The organism is Bartonella sp. W8151, from assembly GCF_016100385.1.
Classification (GTDB): Bacteria; Pseudomonadota; Alphaproteobacteria; order Rhizobiales; family Rhizobiaceae; genus Bartonella; species Bartonella apis.
Map to the genome: position 1 here is coordinate 1 of NZ_JACFSO010000004.1, position 19,972 is coordinate 19,972.

At 45.9% G+C, this 19,972-nt stretch carries 16 protein-coding genes and 1 tRNA gene; 13 read left to right on the top strand and 4 right to left on the bottom strand.

The window, feature by feature from the left end; all coding sequences use genetic code 11:
- Positions 1–47 precede the first annotated feature (47 nt).
- The 9 genes from H3V14_RS07960 (at position 48) to rpoC (ending at position 12,727) form a co-directional block, all read left to right on the top strand.
- Positions 48–123, top strand: a tRNA-Trp gene (locus H3V14_RS07960).
- A 380-nt stretch (positions 124–503) separates the two neighbouring features.
- The gene (gene secE / locus H3V14_RS07965) at positions 504–716 is read left to right on the top strand and encodes a preprotein translocase subunit SecE (protein ID WP_075870854.1); all 213 of its coding nucleotides are present in this window, start codon (positions 504–506) and stop codon (positions 714–716) included.
- Between the two features lie 19 nt (positions 717–735).
- On the top strand, positions 736–1,266 hold the full coding sequence (gene nusG / locus H3V14_RS07970) for a transcription termination/antitermination protein NusG (RefSeq protein WP_198227885.1): 531 nt from the start codon (positions 736–738) through the stop codon (positions 1,264–1,266).
- 166 nt (positions 1,267–1,432) lie between these two features.
- On the top strand, positions 1,433–1,861 hold the full coding sequence (gene rplK / locus H3V14_RS07975) for a 50S ribosomal protein L11 (protein WP_075870852.1): 429 nt from the start codon (positions 1,433–1,435) through the stop codon (positions 1,859–1,861).
- Positions 1,862–1,865: 4 nt separating this feature from the next.
- Positions 1,866–2,567 carry a 50S ribosomal protein L1 gene (gene rplA / locus H3V14_RS07980; RefSeq protein ID WP_198227887.1) on the top strand — a complete coding sequence of 234 codons (702 nt, stop codon included), beginning with the start codon at positions 1,866–1,868 and terminating at the stop codon, positions 2,565–2,567.
- 313 nt (positions 2,568–2,880) lie between these two features.
- Complete coding sequence (gene rplJ / locus H3V14_RS07985; RefSeq protein ID WP_075870850.1) at positions 2,881–3,399, top strand: 50S ribosomal protein L10; 519 nt, start codon at positions 2,881–2,883, stop codon at positions 3,397–3,399.
- A gap of 99 nt (positions 3,400–3,498) precedes the next feature.
- Entirely contained in the window at positions 3,499–3,870 is a 372-nt protein-coding gene (gene rplL / locus H3V14_RS07990) for a 50S ribosomal protein L7/L12 (RefSeq protein ID WP_075870849.1), read from the top strand.
- Between the two features lie 359 nt (positions 3,871–4,229).
- The gene (gene rpoB / locus H3V14_RS07995) at positions 4,230–8,369 is read left to right on the top strand and encodes a DNA-directed RNA polymerase subunit beta (protein ID WP_075916906.1); all 4,140 of its coding nucleotides are present in this window, start codon (positions 4,230–4,232) and stop codon (positions 8,367–8,369) included.
- Between the two features lie 149 nt (positions 8,370–8,518).
- Positions 8,519–12,727 carry a DNA-directed RNA polymerase subunit beta' gene (rpoC, locus tag H3V14_RS08000; RefSeq protein ID WP_198227889.1) on the top strand — a complete coding sequence of 1,403 codons (4,209 nt, stop codon included), beginning with the start codon at positions 8,519–8,521 and terminating at the stop codon, positions 12,725–12,727.
- Between the two features lie 94 nt (positions 12,728–12,821).
- On the opposite strand, the gene H3V14_RS08005 is transcribed toward rpoC, so the two are convergent.
- Positions 12,822–13,208, bottom strand: coding sequence for a VOC family protein (locus H3V14_RS08005; RefSeq protein WP_198228344.1), 387 nt, complete (start codon positions 13,206–13,208; stop codon positions 12,822–12,824).
- A 451-nt stretch (positions 13,209–13,659) separates the two neighbouring features.
- On the opposite strand from H3V14_RS08005, the gene H3V14_RS08010 reads away from it, so the two are divergent.
- On the top strand, positions 13,660–13,842 hold the full coding sequence (locus H3V14_RS08010) for a hypothetical protein (RefSeq protein ID WP_198227891.1): 183 nt from the start codon (positions 13,660–13,662) through the stop codon (positions 13,840–13,842).
- A 22-nt stretch (positions 13,843–13,864) separates the two neighbouring features.
- Here H3V14_RS08010 and H3V14_RS08015 read toward each other — a convergent pair whose 3' ends face one another.
- Positions 13,865–15,175, bottom strand: coding sequence for an MFS transporter (locus H3V14_RS08015; RefSeq protein WP_198227893.1), 1,311 nt, complete (start codon positions 15,173–15,175; stop codon positions 13,865–13,867).
- 183 nt (positions 15,176–15,358) lie between these two features.
- Between H3V14_RS08015 and lhgO the strand changes: the two genes are divergently transcribed.
- On the top strand, positions 15,359–16,558 hold the full coding sequence (lhgO, locus tag H3V14_RS08020; protein ID WP_075870902.1) for an L-2-hydroxyglutarate oxidase: 1,200 nt from the start codon (positions 15,359–15,361) through the stop codon (positions 16,556–16,558).
- A gap of 310 nt (positions 16,559–16,868) precedes the next feature.
- Positions 16,869–17,672, top strand: coding sequence for a FadR/GntR family transcriptional regulator (locus H3V14_RS08025; protein ID WP_198222827.1), 804 nt, complete (start codon positions 16,869–16,871; stop codon positions 17,670–17,672).
- Between the two features lie 34 nt (positions 17,673–17,706).
- On the opposite strand, the gene H3V14_RS08030 is transcribed toward H3V14_RS08025, so the two are convergent.
- A complete protein-coding gene (locus tag H3V14_RS08030) occupies positions 17,707–18,093 on the bottom strand; it encodes a hypothetical protein (RefSeq protein WP_198212957.1) in 387 nt (128 codons plus the stop codon).
- 421 nt (positions 18,094–18,514) lie between these two features.
- On the opposite strand from H3V14_RS08030, the gene H3V14_RS08035 reads away from it, so the two are divergent.
- On the top strand, positions 18,515–18,901 hold the full coding sequence (locus H3V14_RS08035) for a MerR family DNA-binding transcriptional regulator (protein WP_075870900.1): 387 nt from the start codon (positions 18,515–18,517) through the stop codon (positions 18,899–18,901).
- A 57-nt stretch (positions 18,902–18,958) separates the two neighbouring features.
- On the opposite strand, the gene H3V14_RS08040 is transcribed toward H3V14_RS08035, so the two are convergent.
- Positions 18,959–19,912 carry a heparan-alpha-glucosaminide N-acetyltransferase gene (locus H3V14_RS08040; protein ID WP_198227895.1) on the bottom strand — a complete coding sequence of 318 codons (954 nt, stop codon included), beginning with the start codon at positions 19,910–19,912 and terminating at the stop codon, positions 18,959–18,961.
- Between the last annotated feature and the right edge of the window lie 60 nt (positions 19,913–19,972).

A 19,972-nucleotide genomic window follows, 5' to 3' on the forward strand; every position in this document is an offset into this window, starting at 1 on the left:
GATACAAGACAGACGTATCACTTTGTAATGCGTCTGTCTTTTCGTGAAGGGGTATAGCTCAGTTGGTAGAGCGGCGGTCTCCAAAACCGCAGGTCGTGGGTTCGAACCCTACTGCCCCTGCCATTTGCCTCGTAAAAACGATAGTCTATTTTTGAATCCGCTGGGGTGCGTTTTCTGTTTTGTGCGATTCTTAAAAACAGGGGACAGACAAAGCAGGATAGATAAAGTGTGCGGTCAAAGCAGATAGATTAGGTATGTTTCGGGTGATGCTATCTGTACTTATTTGCAGGTCTTACCCGGTGTCGGACATTTTAAGGCGCGATGTTTTTAACTCTGTGGAGCTTTAACTGAAGTTTTGGCTTGTGTTTTTATGAATAACGCTTTATTTAGTGTTAACAAGGAAATCGCGTGAGGCTTTATGAAAAGGCTTTTCGCGGTTTTGTCATGTTTAAAGTTGGCGTTGTGATTCGCGATAGTTTTTGAAAAATGATGTAGGAAAAGTGATGGCTGCCAAGACAAATCCCATTACCTTTATCAAGCAGGTTCGGGCCGAAACCGCAAAGGTTACTTGGCCGACACGTCGCGAAACTACAATTTCGACTATAATGGTTGTTTTGATGGCAGCGTTTGCAGCTGCATTCTTTTTTATCGCAGACCAGATTATGAATTTTGGCGTTTGGGAGAGCATTGATCTCTTGAAACGTCTTTTCAGCTAATAGTTCAAGGAAAGTAACCGTGGCTGCTCATTGGTACATTGTTCAGGCCTATTCCAATTTTGAGAAAAAAGTTGCAGAGGCTATTGAAAAAGAAGCGAAGCTGAAAGGCTTGGATTATCTGTTTGAAGAGATTCTTGTTCCAACGGAAAAGGTTGTCGAAGTTCGTCGTGGACGTAAAGTCGATTCGGAACGCAAGTTTTTCCCGGGCTATGTACTTGTCCGTGCTGATTTGACAGATGATGTATATCACCTCATCAAAAACACGCCGAAAGTAACAGGCTTTTTGGGCTCTGATTCTAAACCGGTGCCGATTACCGATCGGGAAGCCGAACAGATACTTAATCAGGTGAAGCAGGGGATTGAACGGCCTAAGTCTTCTGTTTCATTTGAAGTTGGTGAGCAAGTTCGCGTTGCTGATGGTCCGTTTGCTTCCTTTAACGGGATTGTACAAGAAGTTGAAGACGAAAGGTCACGACTTAAAGTCGAGGTTTCAATTTTTGGTAGAGCAACACCGGTTGATCTTGATTTCGGGCAGGTGGAAAAGCTCTAAAAATATTTTCCAATAGAACGACTTTAAATGCAGGAGTTTTTGGAATTTATAGTGGAAGGCGATTGCAACTTTAGCCGGTTGTAAAAAGCCGGACCACGAAACTGCAAGGCCGGTTCTCCGGTCAATTAAACCGCCGGATTTCCGGCATAACAAAAGGCAGATTATTATGGCTAAAAAAATTGCAGGCCAGCTTAAGCTGCAGGTTCCAGCAGGCGCAGCCAATCCGGCTCCTCCTATCGGACCGGCTCTTGGTCAGCGTGGCATCAACATTATGGAATTCTGTAAAGCTTTCAACGCGGCTTCACAGGAAATGGAAAAGAATTCTCCTATTCCGGTTGTTATAACCTATTATCAGGACAAGTCTTTCACATTTTCGATGAAGACACCACCAGTTTCCTATTTCTTGAAAAAGGAAGCAAATTTGAAATCCGGATCCAAAGAACCGGGCAAGACTGTTGCCGGAACGATTTCTCGTGATAAGGTTCGTAAAATTGCGCAAGCCAAGATGAAAGATCTTAATGCCAATGACGTCGAAGCTGCTATGCGTATGATTGAAGGTTCCGCCCGTTCAATGGGTCTACAGGTGGTGGGCTGAAATCATGACAAAAATTGCAAAGAGACTTAAGAAAATCCGTGAGGGCGTTGACTTTAATAAGTATTACGCTCTTGATGAAGCTGTTAAGATGGTCAAGGATCGCGCGATAGCCAAGTTCGACGAGACAATCGAGATCACAATGAGCTTGGGTGTCGATCCGCGTTATGCTGATCAGATGGTTCGTGGCGTTGTTAATCTTCCGAATGGTACCGGACGCAAGGTACGCGTTGCGGTTTTTGCACGCGGTGATAAAGCTGAAGAAGCTAAAGCGGCCGGAGCCGATATTGTCGGTGCTGAAGATTTGTTCGAAACAGTAAATGGTGGTACAATTGATTTTGATCGTTGTATTGCTACTCCGGACATGATGCCGTTGGTTGGTCGCTTGGGTAAGATTCTCGGGCCACGCAGCTTGATGCCGAACCCTAAAGTAGGAACTGTTACACCTGATGTTGCTGCTGCAGTGAAGGCTTCCAAAGGCGGCGCTGTAGAGTTCCGTGTTGAAAAAGCCGGTATTGTTCATGCCGGTGTCGGCAAGGCTTCTTTCAGTAGCGAACAGATTGCTCAAAACGTAAAAGCTTTTGCTGATGCGGTTTTGAAAGCAAAGCCGTCAGGTGCAAAGGGTGATTATCTGAAACGCGTCGGTCTTTCATCAACAATGGGTATAGGTGTCAAGATCGATTTGGCTTCGGTTCGTCCCGAGCAATAAGAATTTAACCGGCTTTATGCCGGTGTACCAATCCGGGCTTTGAAAAGAAGCCCGGGTCATACCGGGGGAACCCGGAATGTCCTGTCCGAGATTGTGGGTGACACATTGAGTGTCTTAATAGAATTCGAGCCTGCATGAGACTGGGGTAATGACCTGGATGTTTTTGAGACTAAAAGGTTTGAACCAGCGTTGCCTTTGAGTGCTTTGAAAGCATGAAAAAGGGGACAGGATCCTCACTGATGATAGGAATGGTTCCTATTGTCGAAGGCAACCCGACGGGTTTTTAAATAAACCTGTTAAATGGAGAGAGACAGTGGATAGAGCGGAAAAACGCGAATTCGTCACATGGCTCAATGGGGCTTTAAAAGAGTCCGGTTCTGTCGTTGTGGCTCACTATTCCGGTCTGACAGTTTCACAAATGAACGAACTCCGTTCCAAAATGAGTGAAGCTGGCGGTTCCGTAAAAGTCGCAAAAAACCGTCTTGCCAAGATCGCTCTTAAAGGCACGGATTCGGAATCAATTTCAGGTTTGTTCACCGGACAGACGTTGATTGCGTATTCTTCGGATCCGGTGACAGCACCGAAAATTGCTGTCGAATTTTCTAAAGCTAATGACAAACTTGTCATTCTTGGCGGTGCAATGGGTACCACCAACTTGAACGCGGATGCTGTGAAGTCTTTGGCTTCATTGCCGTCGCTCGACGAGTTGCGTGCAAAACTGGTTGGAATGATTTCCACGCCGGCTACTCGCATTGCTCAAGTTGTAAAAGCACCTGCTGGTCAGGTTGCACGTGTCATTGGCGCATATGCCCGCAAGAGCGAAGCGGCTTAAGGCTGTTTCGCAAACCGATATTCGAAAAGGATAAAAATCGTTTTCAGTCGGTTCGCTGTTAAACAATTGGTTAAACCTTTTATTTGAAGGAATATAAAAATGGCTGATCTCGCAAAGATCGTAGAAGACCTTTCCAACCTCACCGTTTTGGAAGCTGCAGAGCTTTCCAAGATGCTCGAAGAAAAATGGGGCGTTTCTGCTGCTGCTCCTGTAGCAGTTGCTGCTGCTGCCGGTGCTGCTGCTCCTGCTGCTGAAGAAAAGACCGAATTTGACGTTATTCTTGTTGCTGGCGGTGCCCAGAAGATCAACGTCATCAAGGAAGTTCGCGGCATCACCGGTCTTGGCCTTAAAGAAGCCAAGGATTTGGTTGAGGGTGCTCCGAAGCCCGTTAAAGAGGGTGTTTCGAAAGACGAAGCCCAGAAGCTTAAAGAACAGCTTGAAAAAGCTGGTGCCAAGGTTGAACTTAAATAAGTTCGATAAACCGGTGGGGTTTTCCCACCGGTTCCACCCTTTAAGAGAGTGGAAATAAAACGAGTGAATTGAACCCTTTTCCTGACAGTTCGGTGGCTGTCAGGAAACGGGTTTAAACCGTTCAGGGACATGACAGTAGAATTAACGATTGGATGGTTAATCGTCGGTCTTTGAGAAAACAAGGCGCTCCGGTTGCATGGGGGTTGCCAATCTCCGTCCGGCTTTTCGGGTGGTAGATTTAAAATAAGTAAGATGTAGGTCATTTTTGATCTACTTGAACTGGTCTGCTTTATGCAGATTGATGATGTATTGCTCGTAAGGAGTGAAAGCTCCTGAAAGGCGCAAATCGAGGAGCGACGATGGCTCAGACCCTTTCATTTAATGGTCGCAGGCGCGTACGCAAGGTATTCGGAAAGATTCCCGAAGTGGCCAAGATGCCGAACCTTATAGAGGTTCAGAAAGCATCATATGACCAGTTCCTGATGGTTGATGAACCAGAAGGCGGAAGAAAAGACGAAGGCTTGCAAGCTGTATTTAAGTCGGTGTTTCCGATAACGGATTTTTCGGGTGCATCCATGCTCGAATTCGTCCGTTACGAATTCGATCCACCGAAGTTCGACGTTGAAGAATGTCGGCAGCGCGATCTGACTTATGCGGCACCTCTTAAGGTGACGTTACGTTTGATCGTGTTTGATATTGATGAAGATACCGGTTCCAAGGATATCAAAGATATCAAAGAACAGGATGTCTATATGGGCGATATGCCTCTTATGACAGATAACGGTACCTTTATTGTCAATGGCACGGAACGTGTTATTGTCTCGCAGATGCACCGTTCACCGGGTGTATTTTTCGACCACGATAAAGGAAAATCCCATTCTTCCGGTAAACTGTTGTTTGCCGCACGTATTATTCCGTATCGTGGTTCCTGGCTCGATATCGAATTCGATGCCAAGGATATCGTTTATGCCCGTATTGATCGGCGCCGCAAAATACCGGTTACCAGTATTTTGATGGCACTTGGTATGGATGGACAGGAAATCCTGTCAACATTCTACAACACGGTCACTTTCAAGCGTGTAAAAGATGGCTGGCGCATTCCTTATTCGGTAGAACGTTACAAAGGAATGAAGTTGCTTGCCGATCTTGTTGATGCCGATACCGGAGAAGTTGTTGCCCAAGCGGGCAAGAAACTCACGGCTCGTGCAGCAAAAATGCTTGCCGAAAAAGGCCTGAAAGAGATTAAGGCTACCGAAGACGATCTTTATGGTTCTTATCTGGCAGAAGATATCGTCAACTATCAAACCGGTGAAATCTATCTCGAAGCCGGCGATGAAATTGACGAAAAAACGCTTCAGGTTTTGCTTGACCAGAACGTTGACGAAATCAATGTTCTTGATATTGATCACGTCAATATCGGTGCTTACATCCGCAACACGCTTGCTGCCGATAAAAATCAGAGTAGGCAGGATGCTCTGTTTGATATTTATCGTGTTATGCGCCCTGGCGAACCGCCCACACTTGAAACAGCCGAAGCGATGTTCAATTCGCTGTTTTTCGATCCGGAACGCTATGATCTTTCGGCCGTTGGTCGCGTAAAGATGAATATGCGTCTTGATCTTGATTGCCCGGATACGATCCGTATTTTGCGGAAAGAAGATATTCTGGCAGTCGTCAAGACACTTGTTGAATTGCGTGATGGTCGTGGTGAAATCGACGATATCGATAACCTCGGTAACCGGCGTGTCCGTGCTGTCGGCGAATTGATGGAAAACCAGTATCGCATCGGTCTGTTGAGGATGGAACGTGCCATTAAGGAGCGTATGTCTTCTATCGAGATCGACACGGTTATGCCTCAGGATCTGATCAATGCCAAACCTGCTGCAGCGGCTGTACGTGAATTCTTCGGTTCATCCCAGTTGTCGCAGTTTATGGATCAGACCAACCCGCTTTCGGAAATCACCCATAAGCGGCGTCTGTCCGCATTGGGGCCTGGTGGTCTGACACGTGAGCGTGCCGGTTTTGAAGTCCGCGACGTGCACCCGACCCATTACGGTCGTATCTGCCCGATCGAAACACCGGAAGGTCCGAATATCGGTCTTATCAACTCGCTTGCAACATTTGCCCGTGTCAACAAATATGGATTTATCGAAAGTCCATATCGCAAGATCATTGATGGCAAAGTTACCCGCGAAGTTGTCTATCTATCGGCAATGGAAGAGTCGAAGCACTATGTTGCACAGGCAAACTCAAGCCTGACTGATGATGGTAAATTCGTTGATGAATTCGTCGTTTGTCGTCATGCAAATGAAGTGTTGATGGCTCCGCGTGAAAACATCGATCTCATGGACGTTTCGCCTAAGCAGCTGGTTTCTGTTGCAGCAGCGCTTATTCCGTTCCTTGAAAATGACGATGCGAACCGTGCTTTGATGGGCTCTAACATGCAACGTCAGGCTGTGCCTCTGGTTCGCGCCGAAGCACCGTTTGTCGGAACCGGTATGGAACCGATTGTTGCCCGTGACTCCGGTGCAGCAATTGCAGCCAAACGTGGCGGTATTGTTGATCAGGTTGATGCAACGCGTATTGTTATTCGTGCAACGCAGGATCTTGATCCGACAAAGTCGGGCGTTGATATTTATCGTTTGCATAAATTCCAACGTTCCAACCAGTCGACCTGTATCAACCAACGGCCTTTGGTCCGTGTTGGCGACCACATCGAGAAGGGCGATATCATTGCTGACGGTCCTTCGACCGATCTTGGTGATTTGGCTCTTGGACGTAACGTTCTCGTCGCTTTCATGCCATGGAACGGCTATAACTATGAAGATGCTGTTCTATTGTCCGAACGGATGGTTGCAGAAGACGTATTTACCTCGATCCATATTGAGGAATATGAAGTCTCTGCACGTGATACAAAACTAGGGCCGGAAGAGATTACACGTGATATTCCGAATGTTTCGGAAGAAGCACTGAAGAATCTTGATGAAGCCGGTATTGTTTATATCGGTGCCGAGGTTCAACCTGGTGATATTCTTGTAGGTAAAATTACGCCGAAGGGTGAAAGCCCGATGACACCTGAAGAAAAACTCTTGCGAGCCATCTTCGGTGAAAAGGCTTCCGATGTTCGTGATACGTCAATGCGTATGCCTCCGGGGGCTTTCGGTACAGTCGTCGAAGTTCGTGTTTTCAATCGCCACGGCGTTGAAAAAGATGAGCGTGCTATGGCCATTGAACGTGAGGAAATCGAGCGTTTGGCCAAGGACCGTGATGACGAACAGTCCATTCTGGACCGCAGCGTTTATGCACGCCTTATCGATATGCTGAATGGAAAAACAGCTATTGAAGGGCCTAAGGGCTTCAAGAAAGGCACCAGCCTTAATGAAGCTGTCATGAATGAATTTCCGCGTTCCCAATGGTGGCAATTTGCCGTTGAGGATGAAAAGCTCCAGGGCGAGATCGAAGCATTGCGCAAGCAATACGACGAATCCAAGGATGCTCTTCAACGTCGCTTCATGGACAAGGTCGAAAAGGTCCAGCGTGGTGACGAGATGCCTCCCGGGGTCATGAAAATGGTCAAGGTTTTTGTCGCGGTTAAGCGCAAAATCCAACCAGGTGACAAGATGGCAGGCCGCCATGGAAACAAGGGTGTTGTTTCGCGCATTTTGCCGATTGAAGACATGCCGTTCCTTGCTGATGGTACACACGCTGATATCGTGTTGAACCCTCTGGGTGTTCCGAGCCGCATGAATGTCGGGCAAATTCTTGAAACCCACCTTGGTTGGGCTTGTGCCGGTATTGGTAAGCAGATTGGTGAATTGCTGGATGCTTATCGTAAAGGCGGAGATATCAAGCCGTTGCGTAAACGTATCGAGGATATTATCCCCGATAATGACCGTAACGAGCCGATCCGCGATTACGACGACCCGAGCATTGTTCGTCTTGCTGACCAGATGAGCCATGGTGTGTCGATTTCGACTCCGGTCTTCGATGGTGCACATGATGCCGATATCAACGATATGTTGAAGGAAGCAGGGCTTGCAACTTCAGGACAGGTTCAGTTGTTTGACGGCCGTACCGGTGAACCTTTCGATCGTCAGGTGACAGTGGGCTATATTTATATGCTTAAACTGCACCATCTGGTCGACGACAAGATTCACGCCCGTTCGATTGGTCCGTACTCGCTTGTTACCCAGCAGCCGTTGGGTGGTAAAGCACAGTTCGGTGGTCAACGTTTCGGTGAAATGGAAGTCTGGGCACTGGAAGCTTACGGTGCCGCTTACACCTTGCAGGAAATGCTGACAGTGAAGTCGGATGATGTGGCTGGACGTACCAAAGTTTACGAAGCGATTGTTCGTGGCGATGATACGTTTGAAGCCGGCATACCGGAAAGCTTCAACGTTCTGGTTAAGGAAATGCGGTCTCTTGGGCTCAATGTCGAGCTCGATGATACTCGTGAATTATTGGCTCAGCAGCAAAACTTGCCGGATGCAGCCGAGTAATCGAGAGGGTGCGCCCGAAAGGGGCGCACCTCTATTGGCTTTTGTTAAGCCTAACCAAATAGATTTCTATTGAGATAGGTTTTTGTTCATCAATTGGCAAAATCGACTATCGCAACGGGTTTTTAGTAAAACCCCTGAAGGAGAACGGCATGAACCAAGAGGTCATGAATCTTTTCAATCCTCAGGCGCCTACACAGACGTTTGATTCCATCAGGATATCAATCGCCAGCCCTGAGAAGATTCTGTCCTGGTCGTATGGCGAAATCAAAAAGCCGGAGACCATTAACTACCGTACGTTCAAGCCAGAACGTGACGGGCTTTTCTGCGCGCGTATTTTCGGGCCGATCAAAGACTATGAATGTCTGTGCGGCAAGTACAAGCGCATGAAGTATAAAGGCATTATCTGCGAAAAATGCGGCGTTGAAGTTACCCTTTCACGTGTTCGTCGTGAACGTATGGGGCATATCGAACTTGCCGCTCCCGTCGCACATATATGGTTTTTGAAATCGCTGCCGAGCCGCATTGGCACGCTTCTTGATATGACCCTCAAGGATATCGAGCGCGTCCTTTATTTTGAAAACTACATTGTCACCGAACCTGGTTTGACCTCGCTCAAGATGCATCAGCTTCTTTCCGAAGAAGAATATATGATGGCTGTCGACGAGTTCGGTCCCGACCAGTTTACTGCTTTGATCGGTGCAGAAGCTATTTATGAGCTGCTCGCCGCGATGGATTTGCAGAAAATTGCTGCGGATTTGCGTGCCGAACTGGCAGAGACGACATCAGACCTGAAAATCAAGAAATTGATGAAGCGTTTGAAAATCGTTGAAAACTTCATTGAATCCGGAAATCGTCCGGAATGGATGATTATGAAAGTTATTCCGGTTATTCCGCCGGATTTGCGTCCGTTGGTTCCGTTGGATGGTGGCCGTTTTGCGACTTCCGACCTGAATGACCTTTATCGCCGTGTGATAAACCGTAACAACCGTTTGAAACGTCTGATCGAGCTTCGCGCTCCTGGCATCATCGTACGCAATGAAAAGCGTATGTTGCAGGAAGCTGTTGATGCTCTGTTTGATAATGGTCGTCGCGGTCGTGTGATTACCGGTGCCAACAAACGTCCGCTGAAATCTCTGTCGGATATGCTGAAAGGAAAGCAAGGGCGCTTCCGCCAGAACTTGCTCGGCAAGCGTGTCGACTATTCAGGCCGTTCGGTTATTGTTACCGGACCTGAACTGAAATTGCATCAGTGTGGCCTGCCGAAGAAAATGGCTTTGGAACTGTTCAAGCCGTTTATCTACGCACGCCTTGACGCAAAGGGTTATTCCTCAACTGTCAAACAGGCTAAAAAGCTCGTTGAAAAAGAACGTCCGGAAGTCTGGGATATTCTCGAAGAAGTTATTCGTGAGCATCCAATTCTTTTGAATCGCGCTCCGACGTTGCACCGCTTGGGCATTCAAGCTTTTGAACCAACCCTCATCGAAGGCAAAGCAATCCAGCTTCATCCGCTGGTTTGTACGGCATTTAACGCCGATTTCGACGGCGACCAAATGGCCGTTCACGTTCCACTGTCGCTTGAAGCCCAGCTTGAAGCGCGCGTTTTGATGATGTCGACAAACAATATTCTGCATCCCGCTAACGGCGCGCCGATTATTGTTCCTTCACAAGACATGGTTCTCGGTCTCTATTACCTGTCGATTGTCTGCGAACATGAACCGGGCGAGGGGATGGCTTTCGGTGACATGGGGGAATTGCAGCACGCTTTGGATAGCAAAGTAGTGACGCTTCACACAAAGATCAAAGGCCGTGTCAAGAGCCTTGACGCGGATGGCAATGTTGTGTCCAAGATATACGATACAACACCGGGTCGCCTTATCATTGGCGAAACTTTGCCGAAGAATCCGAATATCAAGTTCGACATTGTCAATCAGGAAATGACCAAAAAGAACATTTCCAAGATGATTGACCATGTTTATCGCCACTGCGGGCAAAAAGAGACGGTCATGTTCTGCGATCGCATCATGTCTCTCGGTTTTGCCAATGCTTGCCGTGCCGGTATTTCGTTCGGCAAGGACGATATGGTTATTCCGGAAAGCAAAGCAAAACTGGTTCAGGAAACCGAGGCTTTGGCCAAGGAATATGAACAGCAATATAATGATGGTCTCATTACGCAGGGTGAGAAGTACAACAAAGTTGTCGATGCATGGGGTAAATGCACCGATCGCGTTGCTGACGAGATGATGAAACGTATTCAGGCGGTTGAATTCGATCCTGTAACAGGACGTCAAAAACCGATGAATTCGATTTATATGATGTCCCACTCCGGTGCTCGTGGCTCGCCGAACCAGATGAAGCAGTTGGGTGGTATGCGCGGATTGATGGCTAAGCCTTCGGGCGAAATCATTGAAACGCCGATCATCTCCAACTTCAAGGAAGGTTTGACCGTGAATGAGTACTTCAACTCGACACACGGTGCCCGTAAGGGACTTGCCGATACAGCTTTGAAGACTGCAAACTCCGGTTATTTGACCCGTCGTCTTGTCGACGTTGCACAAGACGCCATTATCTCCGAGGTCGATTGCGGAACAGATAAAGGCTTGACAATGCAGGCCATCGTCGATGCTGGTCAGGTTGTCGCCTCTCTCGGTCAACGTATCCTTGGTCGTACCGCGCTTCATGATATTATTCATCCGACCACGGGTGAAGTTATTGTTGAAGGTGGCCGCATGATCGAGGAAGCCGATGTTGCCAAGATTGAAGCTGCCGGTATCCAGTCTGTCCAGATCCGTTCGGCTCTGACTTGCGAAACCCGTGTTGGCGTTTGCGCCAAGTGCTATGGTCGTGATCTGGCACGTGGTACGCCGGTCAATCAGGGTGAAGCGGTTGGCGTCATTGCAGCTCAGTCGATTGGTGAACCTGGTACACAGTTGACAATGCGTACATTCCACTTGGGTGGTACCGCACAGGTTGTTGATACCTCTTATCTGGAAGCATCCTATGAAGGTAAGGTCGAGTTACGCAATCGTAAGGTTGTTCGCAATTCGGAAGGCCATCTGGTGGTTATGGGTCGTAATATGGCCATCCTTATCAAGGATGAAAACGGCAAGGAACGCGCTTCACACCGCATTACCTATGGTGCTCGCATCTTTGTTGACGATGGAGACATCGTTAAACGTGGGCAACGTATTGCCGAGTGGGATCCGTATACCCGTCCGATCATGACCGAAGTTGAAGGTTATATCGGGTTCGAAGATATGGTTGATGCTCTATCTGTTACAGAGACGACCGATGAATCGACCGGTATTACCAAACGTCAGGTTATCGATTGGCGTGCTAACCCGCGCGGTGCAGATCTGAAGCCGGCTATTGTTATCTATTCTGATAAGAAAGGCAGCAAGATCGCCAAGCTTTCCAAGGGAGGCGATGCCCGCTACATGATGTCTGTGGAGACCGTTCTTTCGGTTGAACCGGGCGCTCATGTGAAGGCTGGTGACGTCATCGGTCGTTTGCCGATGGAAAGTGCCAAGACCAAGGATATTACCGGTGGTCTTCCGCGTGTTGCCGAGCTCTTTGAAGCCCGTCGTCCGAAGGATCATGCCATTATTGCAGAAATTGATGGTACCATCCGCTTCGGGCGCGACTATAAGAACAAACGGCGTATCACAATCGAACCGAATGACGACACGGTTGAACCGGTGGAATACCTCATTCCGAAGGGTAAACCGTTCCATCTGCAGGATGGTGACCAGATTGAAAAGGGTGATTACATCCTTGACGGTAATCCGGCACCGCATGATATTCTGGCAATCAATGGCGTCGAAGCCTTGGCTTCTTATCTCGTCAACGAGATTCAGTCAGTTTATCGTCTCCAAGGCGTCGTGATTAACGATAAGCATATCGAAGTTATCGTTCGTCAAATGCTGCAGAAGGTCGAAATTACCGATTCAGGTGATTCAAGTTATATTCCGGGTGACAATGTTGACCGGATAGAGCTTCAGGAGGTCAATGACCGGCTTATTGAAGAAGGTAAGAAGCCGGCAAGCGGTAACCCCGTTCTGTTGGGTATTACTAAAGCTTCATTGCAGACGCCGTCGTTTATCTCGGCTGCATCTTTCCAGGAAACGACACGCGTACTTACTGAAGCCGCTGTTGCAGGAAAGATCGATACCTTGCAGGGCTTGAAGGAGAACGTTATTGTCGGTCGTCTTATCCCGGCTGGCACCGGTGGCACAATTGCCCAAATCCGTCGTATTGCCTCAGCTCGTGACGATCTCATCGTTGACGAACATCGCAAGGCAAGTGGCGGCGAAAAAGCAAATGCCATGTTGTCCGACATGACACGCCCGGCTGCTGAATAAGCTCATATTAAAATAAATAAAAAGCCCGGTTTTTTGCCGGGCTTTTTTATTTTGGCATTTGAAACAAACAAGCGATTGCACTGCTTTTCAGATTTTAATGTAGATATTCTGAAATCTCGATCAAATTCAGGTCCGGATCACGCACATAAACCGAACGTATTTTTCCTTTTGCACCGGTTCGCTCGACTGGACCTTCAACAATAGGGCAGTTGTTCTTTTTCAGGTGAGTAATGACTTCATCGATGGGAAGTTTTGATATGAAACAGAGGTCCAAACTACCTGGGACGGGCAGGTGAGCCTTGGGTTCATACTCTTTGCCATATTGATGCAGATTGATCTTCTGATTGCCGAAGCGGAGTGCAAAACGATTTTCCCCGAAAACTTCGAGCTTAAGCTCCAGAATTTCCGTGTAAAAACGTTTGGTTGCTTCGAGATCGAAACAAGTCATCACGATATGATCAATGTGATCTATGAACATAATGGGCCTTCGGTAAATTTGAAAATAGATAACAATGAATAAAATTGTTTCAGACGTTTTAGAAATATTACAATCTATTGTTTCAAGAAACATAAATTCGGTGTTTAAAATCTTTTACGAGTGGAAAATTTAGCGCTCGAAACGATGTAATGAATTGGAAAATTAAATATTTATATGGAAAATTGTATCTTTCACCTTCAAAAGAATGATTGAGTAACCGAAATAAATCGTTAAAAAAAGAACCTGAATTAATGGAAATTTTGACTGGAACCAATTGCAACAATTTTCCCTTCGGTTTTCCTGTACTTTTGCTACCCGAAAACGGTCGTTGTTTAATAGATAAGCTTGCGGGTGCCGGTTTCACGAGTGTTACTAGTAAAACGGTAAACGCATATCTTGCTAAAATTTGCGTGGCTTAGGGGCGTTTGAACAGTAATTGGCGTCATTCTCGCGGATGACCACCACTATATATATCGTTAAAAGTTCAATCATTTCGGAAGTTCAAAGCGAAATAGTGATCTGTCGTCGCGAGGTTGAAAATCGTCGCACGGGTTGCGATTGGTTAAGTTTTGTCCCCGTCGGTATAGCTGCAATCAATGCTATTACGGGGACAGAACTTCCAAAAACGGATATCTGATGAAACTCTTTGCCGGAAAACGCTAGTTCTTGAACTTGGTGTATTGTTTCCCTTGATCGCAAAGAACGGCGACGACGACAATGATCGCCGAGCACATTAAAATTAAAGACACTGCGGATGTAGAATTGTTCGGTGAAGCTGCGACGAGCCCCAAGGCGCTCATTGGTGCCAAACCGCCTGCAATTGCTGTTCCGAGTTCACGACCCGTTCCGACACCTGTGGACCTGGTTTCGACAGGAAATTGACGGCTTAAAAATGATCCTTGCGGCGCAAACATCATCGGCGCCAGGATACCTGTAGCGATAGCAAGTGCAAGGTAGATCAGAAGGTGATTGCCGCTTTCAAGCAACATCATGAAGGGATAAGCAAAGGCAATAGAGAGAATACCACCAGTAGCCAAAACAGCTTTGCTACTCCAACGATCGCATAACCAGCCGAATGCAGGAACGGAAAAAATGGCTATGAAGCTTGCAATTGTTATCGAAAGTGATGTGGTTTTCGCACTTACATGCTGATATTCGACAAGGTAAGCGAGTGAAAAAGTTTTAAAAATATAACTTAATGCATTGTATCCGATAGCTACGAAAAAGACGACTAAGAGACCTTTGTAACTATATTTGAATACGTCTTTTAAAGGCGTGTTATGTTGGGTGTGTTCCTTTTTCATATCAACGAATTCGGGTGTTTCAGGTAATTGACTGCGAACCCATAAGCCGACAAAAACGAGTACAATCGACAACAGAAAGGGTATTCGCCACCCACCGGAGAGTAGAAAATCATCACCATGAATAGTGAGTATAAAGATAATTCCCGAAGATAGAAGAAGCCCGAGATTTAATCCTAAAGCGGGCCAGGCACCTTGCCTTCCACGTCTGGTCTTCGAAGCGTGTTCATATGAGGTTACAGCCGCTCCCGCCAATTCTGCACCGGCTCCAAGCCCTTGAATAATTCTTATTGCAACAAGTAGAATCGCACTCCAGATGCCCAACTTTTCATAAGACGGGATGAGACCAATCAGGGCGGTACATGTTCCCATCATACAAAATGTCACAAATAACATTTGTTTACGACCGTAACGATCTCCGAAATATCCAAAGAACATACCGCCGATTGGCCGAGCAAGAAAACCGATCGCAAAAGTGGCAAACGCTTTCAATGTGGCTGATTGTGTGTCTGAACTGTCGAAAAATACACGGCCGAATACGATTGATGCCATAGTTGCATACAGATAGAAATCATACCATTCCAACATCGACCCGACGATTGTGGCTGTCGCAACTTTTCTATTGCGCTTTTTTGCTTCAACTTCTGTTTCACCGATTATTACACTCATCTCAAGCTCCTCCCATACCGCGAACGTTGTCCTCTAGCGTGTGAATGGTATGCGCTGATGTAAAACGACCACTCAACTTTATCGCGATTAATATTGCCAGTTATCATGTTGTATGATAACTTGACAAGTCAATTTGATAATTATCAAAATGGAAAATCCGGTCAATTTTTCGGGAGGAAACAAGTGGCAGTTTATGATTTTTGTGTTGTCGGTGCTGGAATTGTCGGTTTGTCGACCGCTATGCAGTTATTGCAAAAATATCCGCAAAAGAAACTCGTCCTCATTGAGAAGGAGGAGGGGCCGGCATTCCATCAAACCGGGCATAATAGCGGGGTCATTCATGCAGGCGTGTATTACGCTCCTGGCAGTTTAAAAGCGCAATTTTGTAAAGAGGGATTGGCAGCGACTATCGCTTTTTGCAAGTCGCATGATGTCCGTTTTGAACAATGCGGTAAACTGATTGTTGCTACCAACCCGATAGAACTCGAACGGCTTGATGCACTCGAACAACGAGCAACTAAAAACGGTTTAAATCTCGAAAGAGTGGACAAGGGATGGATAAAGGAAAACGAACCATCTATTTCGGGTGTAAGCGGGTTGCTTGTTAAGGATACCGGTATTGTTGACTATCCCGGTATGTGTAAAGCAATGGCGAATGAAATTATTCGTTTGGGGGGAGAAATTCGCTACAATACGGCATGTTTGGCTATAGCAGAAAAAACCGATTGTGTCGTTGTAGGCAGTTCTTCCGGAACTATAGAAGCTCGATATCTCATTGTCTGTGGTGGACTGCAGGCGGATCGCCTCGCCAAAATGGCGGGTTTGAAGATAGATTTCCAGATTATCCCTTTTCGTGGAGACTATTTTCGTTTGTCATCGCGCTTAAAAAATTTGCCCAAACATCTTATTTATCCGGTACCTGATCCCGACCTTCCGTTTTTGGGAGTTCATCTAACAAGAATGATTAATGGTGCTACTACTGTCGGGCCCAACGCATGTTTGGCACTGGCACGCGAGAAATATTCCCGATTTGCTTTCAATTTTAAAGATGCCCTATCAATGGTGTCTTTTGCCGGTCTCTGGCACGTATTGTGGAACAATAGAAAGTCGGCTTTTTCCGAGCTGGAAAGCAGTTTTATGCCGAAACAATATCTCAAGTTGTGTCAGAAATACTGTCCCGAACTGAAAATTGAGGATTTGCAGCCTTATCCTTCAGGTATAAGGGCTCAAGCAGTTTTGTCCAATGGAGAAATGGTCCACGACTTCTTGATAAGACAGACAGCACGTATGATACATATTTGCAATGCACCTTCACCAGCAGCTACTGCATCATTACCGATCGGTCGGCACATCGTTTCTCTCGTTGAGAAAATGGATGTTTAAAACGATAAAATTATCTTCATTGAAAGTTTAAGCTCAAAATAAACGAAAGTATTTTGTAAAAAAATTATATTTGAAATATGACAAATATTATTTTTGAAATTCCAACAAATTAGTTCCAGTGCTTGAAATTGAAGGACAATATTGGATGTCAAAATATTTTTATGAAGTTTATTTGAAAAATTTATTGGAAGTAAAAATTCGTCAGTGTTGAGATGCTCATTGGAAAAATGGCTAGAGTGAAGTCAATTGCCAGAGTTGTCAGACGGTAAATTCTTGTTTTGTTGAAAAAATTACGTAAATTAGAGTTGCAATGGCTATGTTGCAAGTTCTGGCGGGTGAAACAAAAGAAGAGTTTCGGATGATGGAGAAAAATAATTTAAAAGCCGCTACGACAAACGGCAATTCAAACGATACGACGAATTATCCACCAGTAAGAAGAAGAGCGACATTGGCAGATCAGATCGTTGATGTGTTGCGTTCCCGAATTACGTCCGGAAACTTGGCCGTTGGGGATCAACTGCCGACCGAACAACAACTTTCTGATGGTTTTCAGGTCAGCCGGGCAGTGGTGCGGGAGGCTATTGCACGTTTGAAACAAACAGGACTGATCAGAACACAGCAGGGCCGCGGAGCTTTTGTGATCAAGCCGAATAACCCGGCAGAATTTTTAAAACTCGATTTTCATTCGTGTATAGAACCCTCTCATGTGATGGAGCTAAGGCGTGTCATCGAAGTTGCCGCGGCCAGATTTGCTGCACAAAGACGTACGGATGACGATATTGCCCGTCTTGATCGCGAGATAGCAATTCTGGAAAATGCAGGTAACGATCTTGACCAGCGTGTAGAAGCAGATATGAGGTTCCACCAAGCTATTGCCGTAGCAAGTGGAAATCCGCTTTTTGTACTGGTTTTAGAAAAATTGCACGAAACAATGACGGATTTTTTGAAGCTTGCTCATGGGAACACAAGCAAAGTGGCCGGAGCGTTTCAAGCTGCGGAAAAGGAACATCGGGCAATTGCCGAGGCAATATTGAACGGCGATAAAGATAATGCGGGTAACGCTATGCTAAAACATTTGGAACGGTCGGCTATCAGGCTTTCCATTTTTAAATAATCTAGCTGATTTTTAAATTATATTTTTCATCAGATCAATGATTGTTCTCGTCGTGATCGTGGTCGCCGATCTCTATATTTGCGTCGTCAAGCGTGAGCTCGTGACGTTCGCAAGTTTCATACATCCAGTTGGTAAATTTCACTTTCAAACCGTTGAGAGAATAAAGGTCGGTATAGTAAATCCGGTTTGTGGCCATACACCATGGCACATCTTTTTCGTCAATGCCTGATTGTTTGTGAAGAAGCTCTGTCACATAAGCAATGCCTTCGTCGCAGCTCTTTGTACGACAGTAATTCTTATCTTGCGCAAATGCATAAAGTTCCGAGCGGCCAAGTTGGTTGACAAGGCTATCGAACGATAAAGGAATAGCGGCAATGATAACGACTACGACGATGCCAACGATCCATTTTTTTTTATGCATGATGGCACACCTCAGAAGGAGTGAATGATCAAACTTCGTAATTTTCATACATTAAACGGAATTCTAAACTTGTTGTAGAGCATAATTGCATCACTTTGGTTAAAAACGATGTGCCCATACTCCTATTGCTTGTCAAAAAGCGATCGAAATTCACCCCTTTTTACTGATTGGAACAGTGGTCTCACTCGAACTATATATTGGAAAGCCGAAAGTATGATCGGGCATTTATTGCCCGACTGGTACTAGTCGTAAAATTATGACTGCTGTTTTTTGGCCGGCAGTTTTAAACATATAATTGAACTTTGACGCGGTTTTTTATCGGCGCTCTATTGCATCATTGCTTTGGGAAGCTATTGTAGAAGAAAAAGGGAAACATTTTGAGGCTCGACGAATTTACGACAATGCCTTGTCTGGTAAGCATATGCATGAATATTACTCGATAGGTGAACTCACACGGGAGTTTGGGGTAACAACGCGGACATTGCGTTATTATGAAGATCAAGGATTAATCGTTCCGATGCGTCGTGGTCGTACCCGGCTTTACACCGAGCTTGATCGTCATCGTCTTCAACAGATATTCAGGGCCAAACGACTTAATTTTTCCTTGGCTGAAATTGCCTCGCTGCTCACTGTTACGAATGCGCCGCTTGATGACGCCATCAAAGTGGAAAATGTCCTTCAAGAGATTAAAGAAAAACGTGAGGATTTGCGACAGATGCGCCGTGATATTGATGATTCACTTCACGAGCTCGAGCGGATTGAAGAAATTTGTTTCGAGCGCTTGGCAGAACGTGATGTCAATCGCTAAGTGAACATTGTTTCACCGCGCTTGATCATAAATTTTACCAATGTTATTCCATTTTACCTATAATTTTCCCCAGCATTCATTGACAGGCTTTTGTAGCCGGTCATCATCCTCGGTTATTTCACCTTTCGAGAAAGCCGGAATAAGGTTCTGTTCCTCGATTTTGTCAAATACGCAGCCACAAAAATTGGTACATAAGCGGTTATCGGGCTGGCTTTGATGACATTCGTTGACACAGGCATTTTCCATTGGTGCTCGCAATGCATCGGGTGAAGGAGGGAAGATAAGAGAAATGCAATATAAAACAGAAAGCAAGATTGGCTGGTGAACGAGATAGAATATCAGACTGTGGCGGCCGACTAGCTGAAGAAATGTGTTGAGCCAATGTGGAGCAATGCCGTTTTGCAAACAGGAAAGCAGGTCAAAACGATAGCAAATGCGTGCGGCTGTCAGTCCGAGAAGTGCCGCAGCAAACCACGGAAAAACAGGAACATAGTCGAATGAAGGGCGGGGATAAGTCGAAAGTCCCAGCCACAAAAAATAGGGGGCATTGAATAGATCCGATTTGAACATCAATGGCAAAATTGCAAATGTCGCAAGTGCTATAAAATTCAACCAGATTGGAGTGTAGAGAAAAAACAGCCCGATAACGCTTGCGAAAGCGATCTCGTGCAATATGCCGAAATAGATAAAGCCTTGCGGCATTATAAAATAGGTAGCAAGTGACACAAGAAATGCAGCAAGAACAATAATAAGCAGACGACGGGAAAATGCCTTAGGATGGAGTTTTTTACCTTGGGCGAGGAACAGACTAAATCCCGAAATAAACAGAAAGCAAAAAGCAACGACGCGGGCGAGTAGACGTAGGCTGCCTTCGGCCGGAATTTGCGGCGCTAAATAGGAAAAATAGCTCAAATCCCAACTGAAATGGTAAATGACCATGCCGAGGAGAGCAAGTCCACGGAAGAGATCAACCTTTTGTAATCGCTTTTTAATCGTTTCAGGCTGGTTCATATTGGCATCCTTTGCTATCTATTTATCATAAAGTTCAAGCTTTGCTTGTCTGAAATAGAG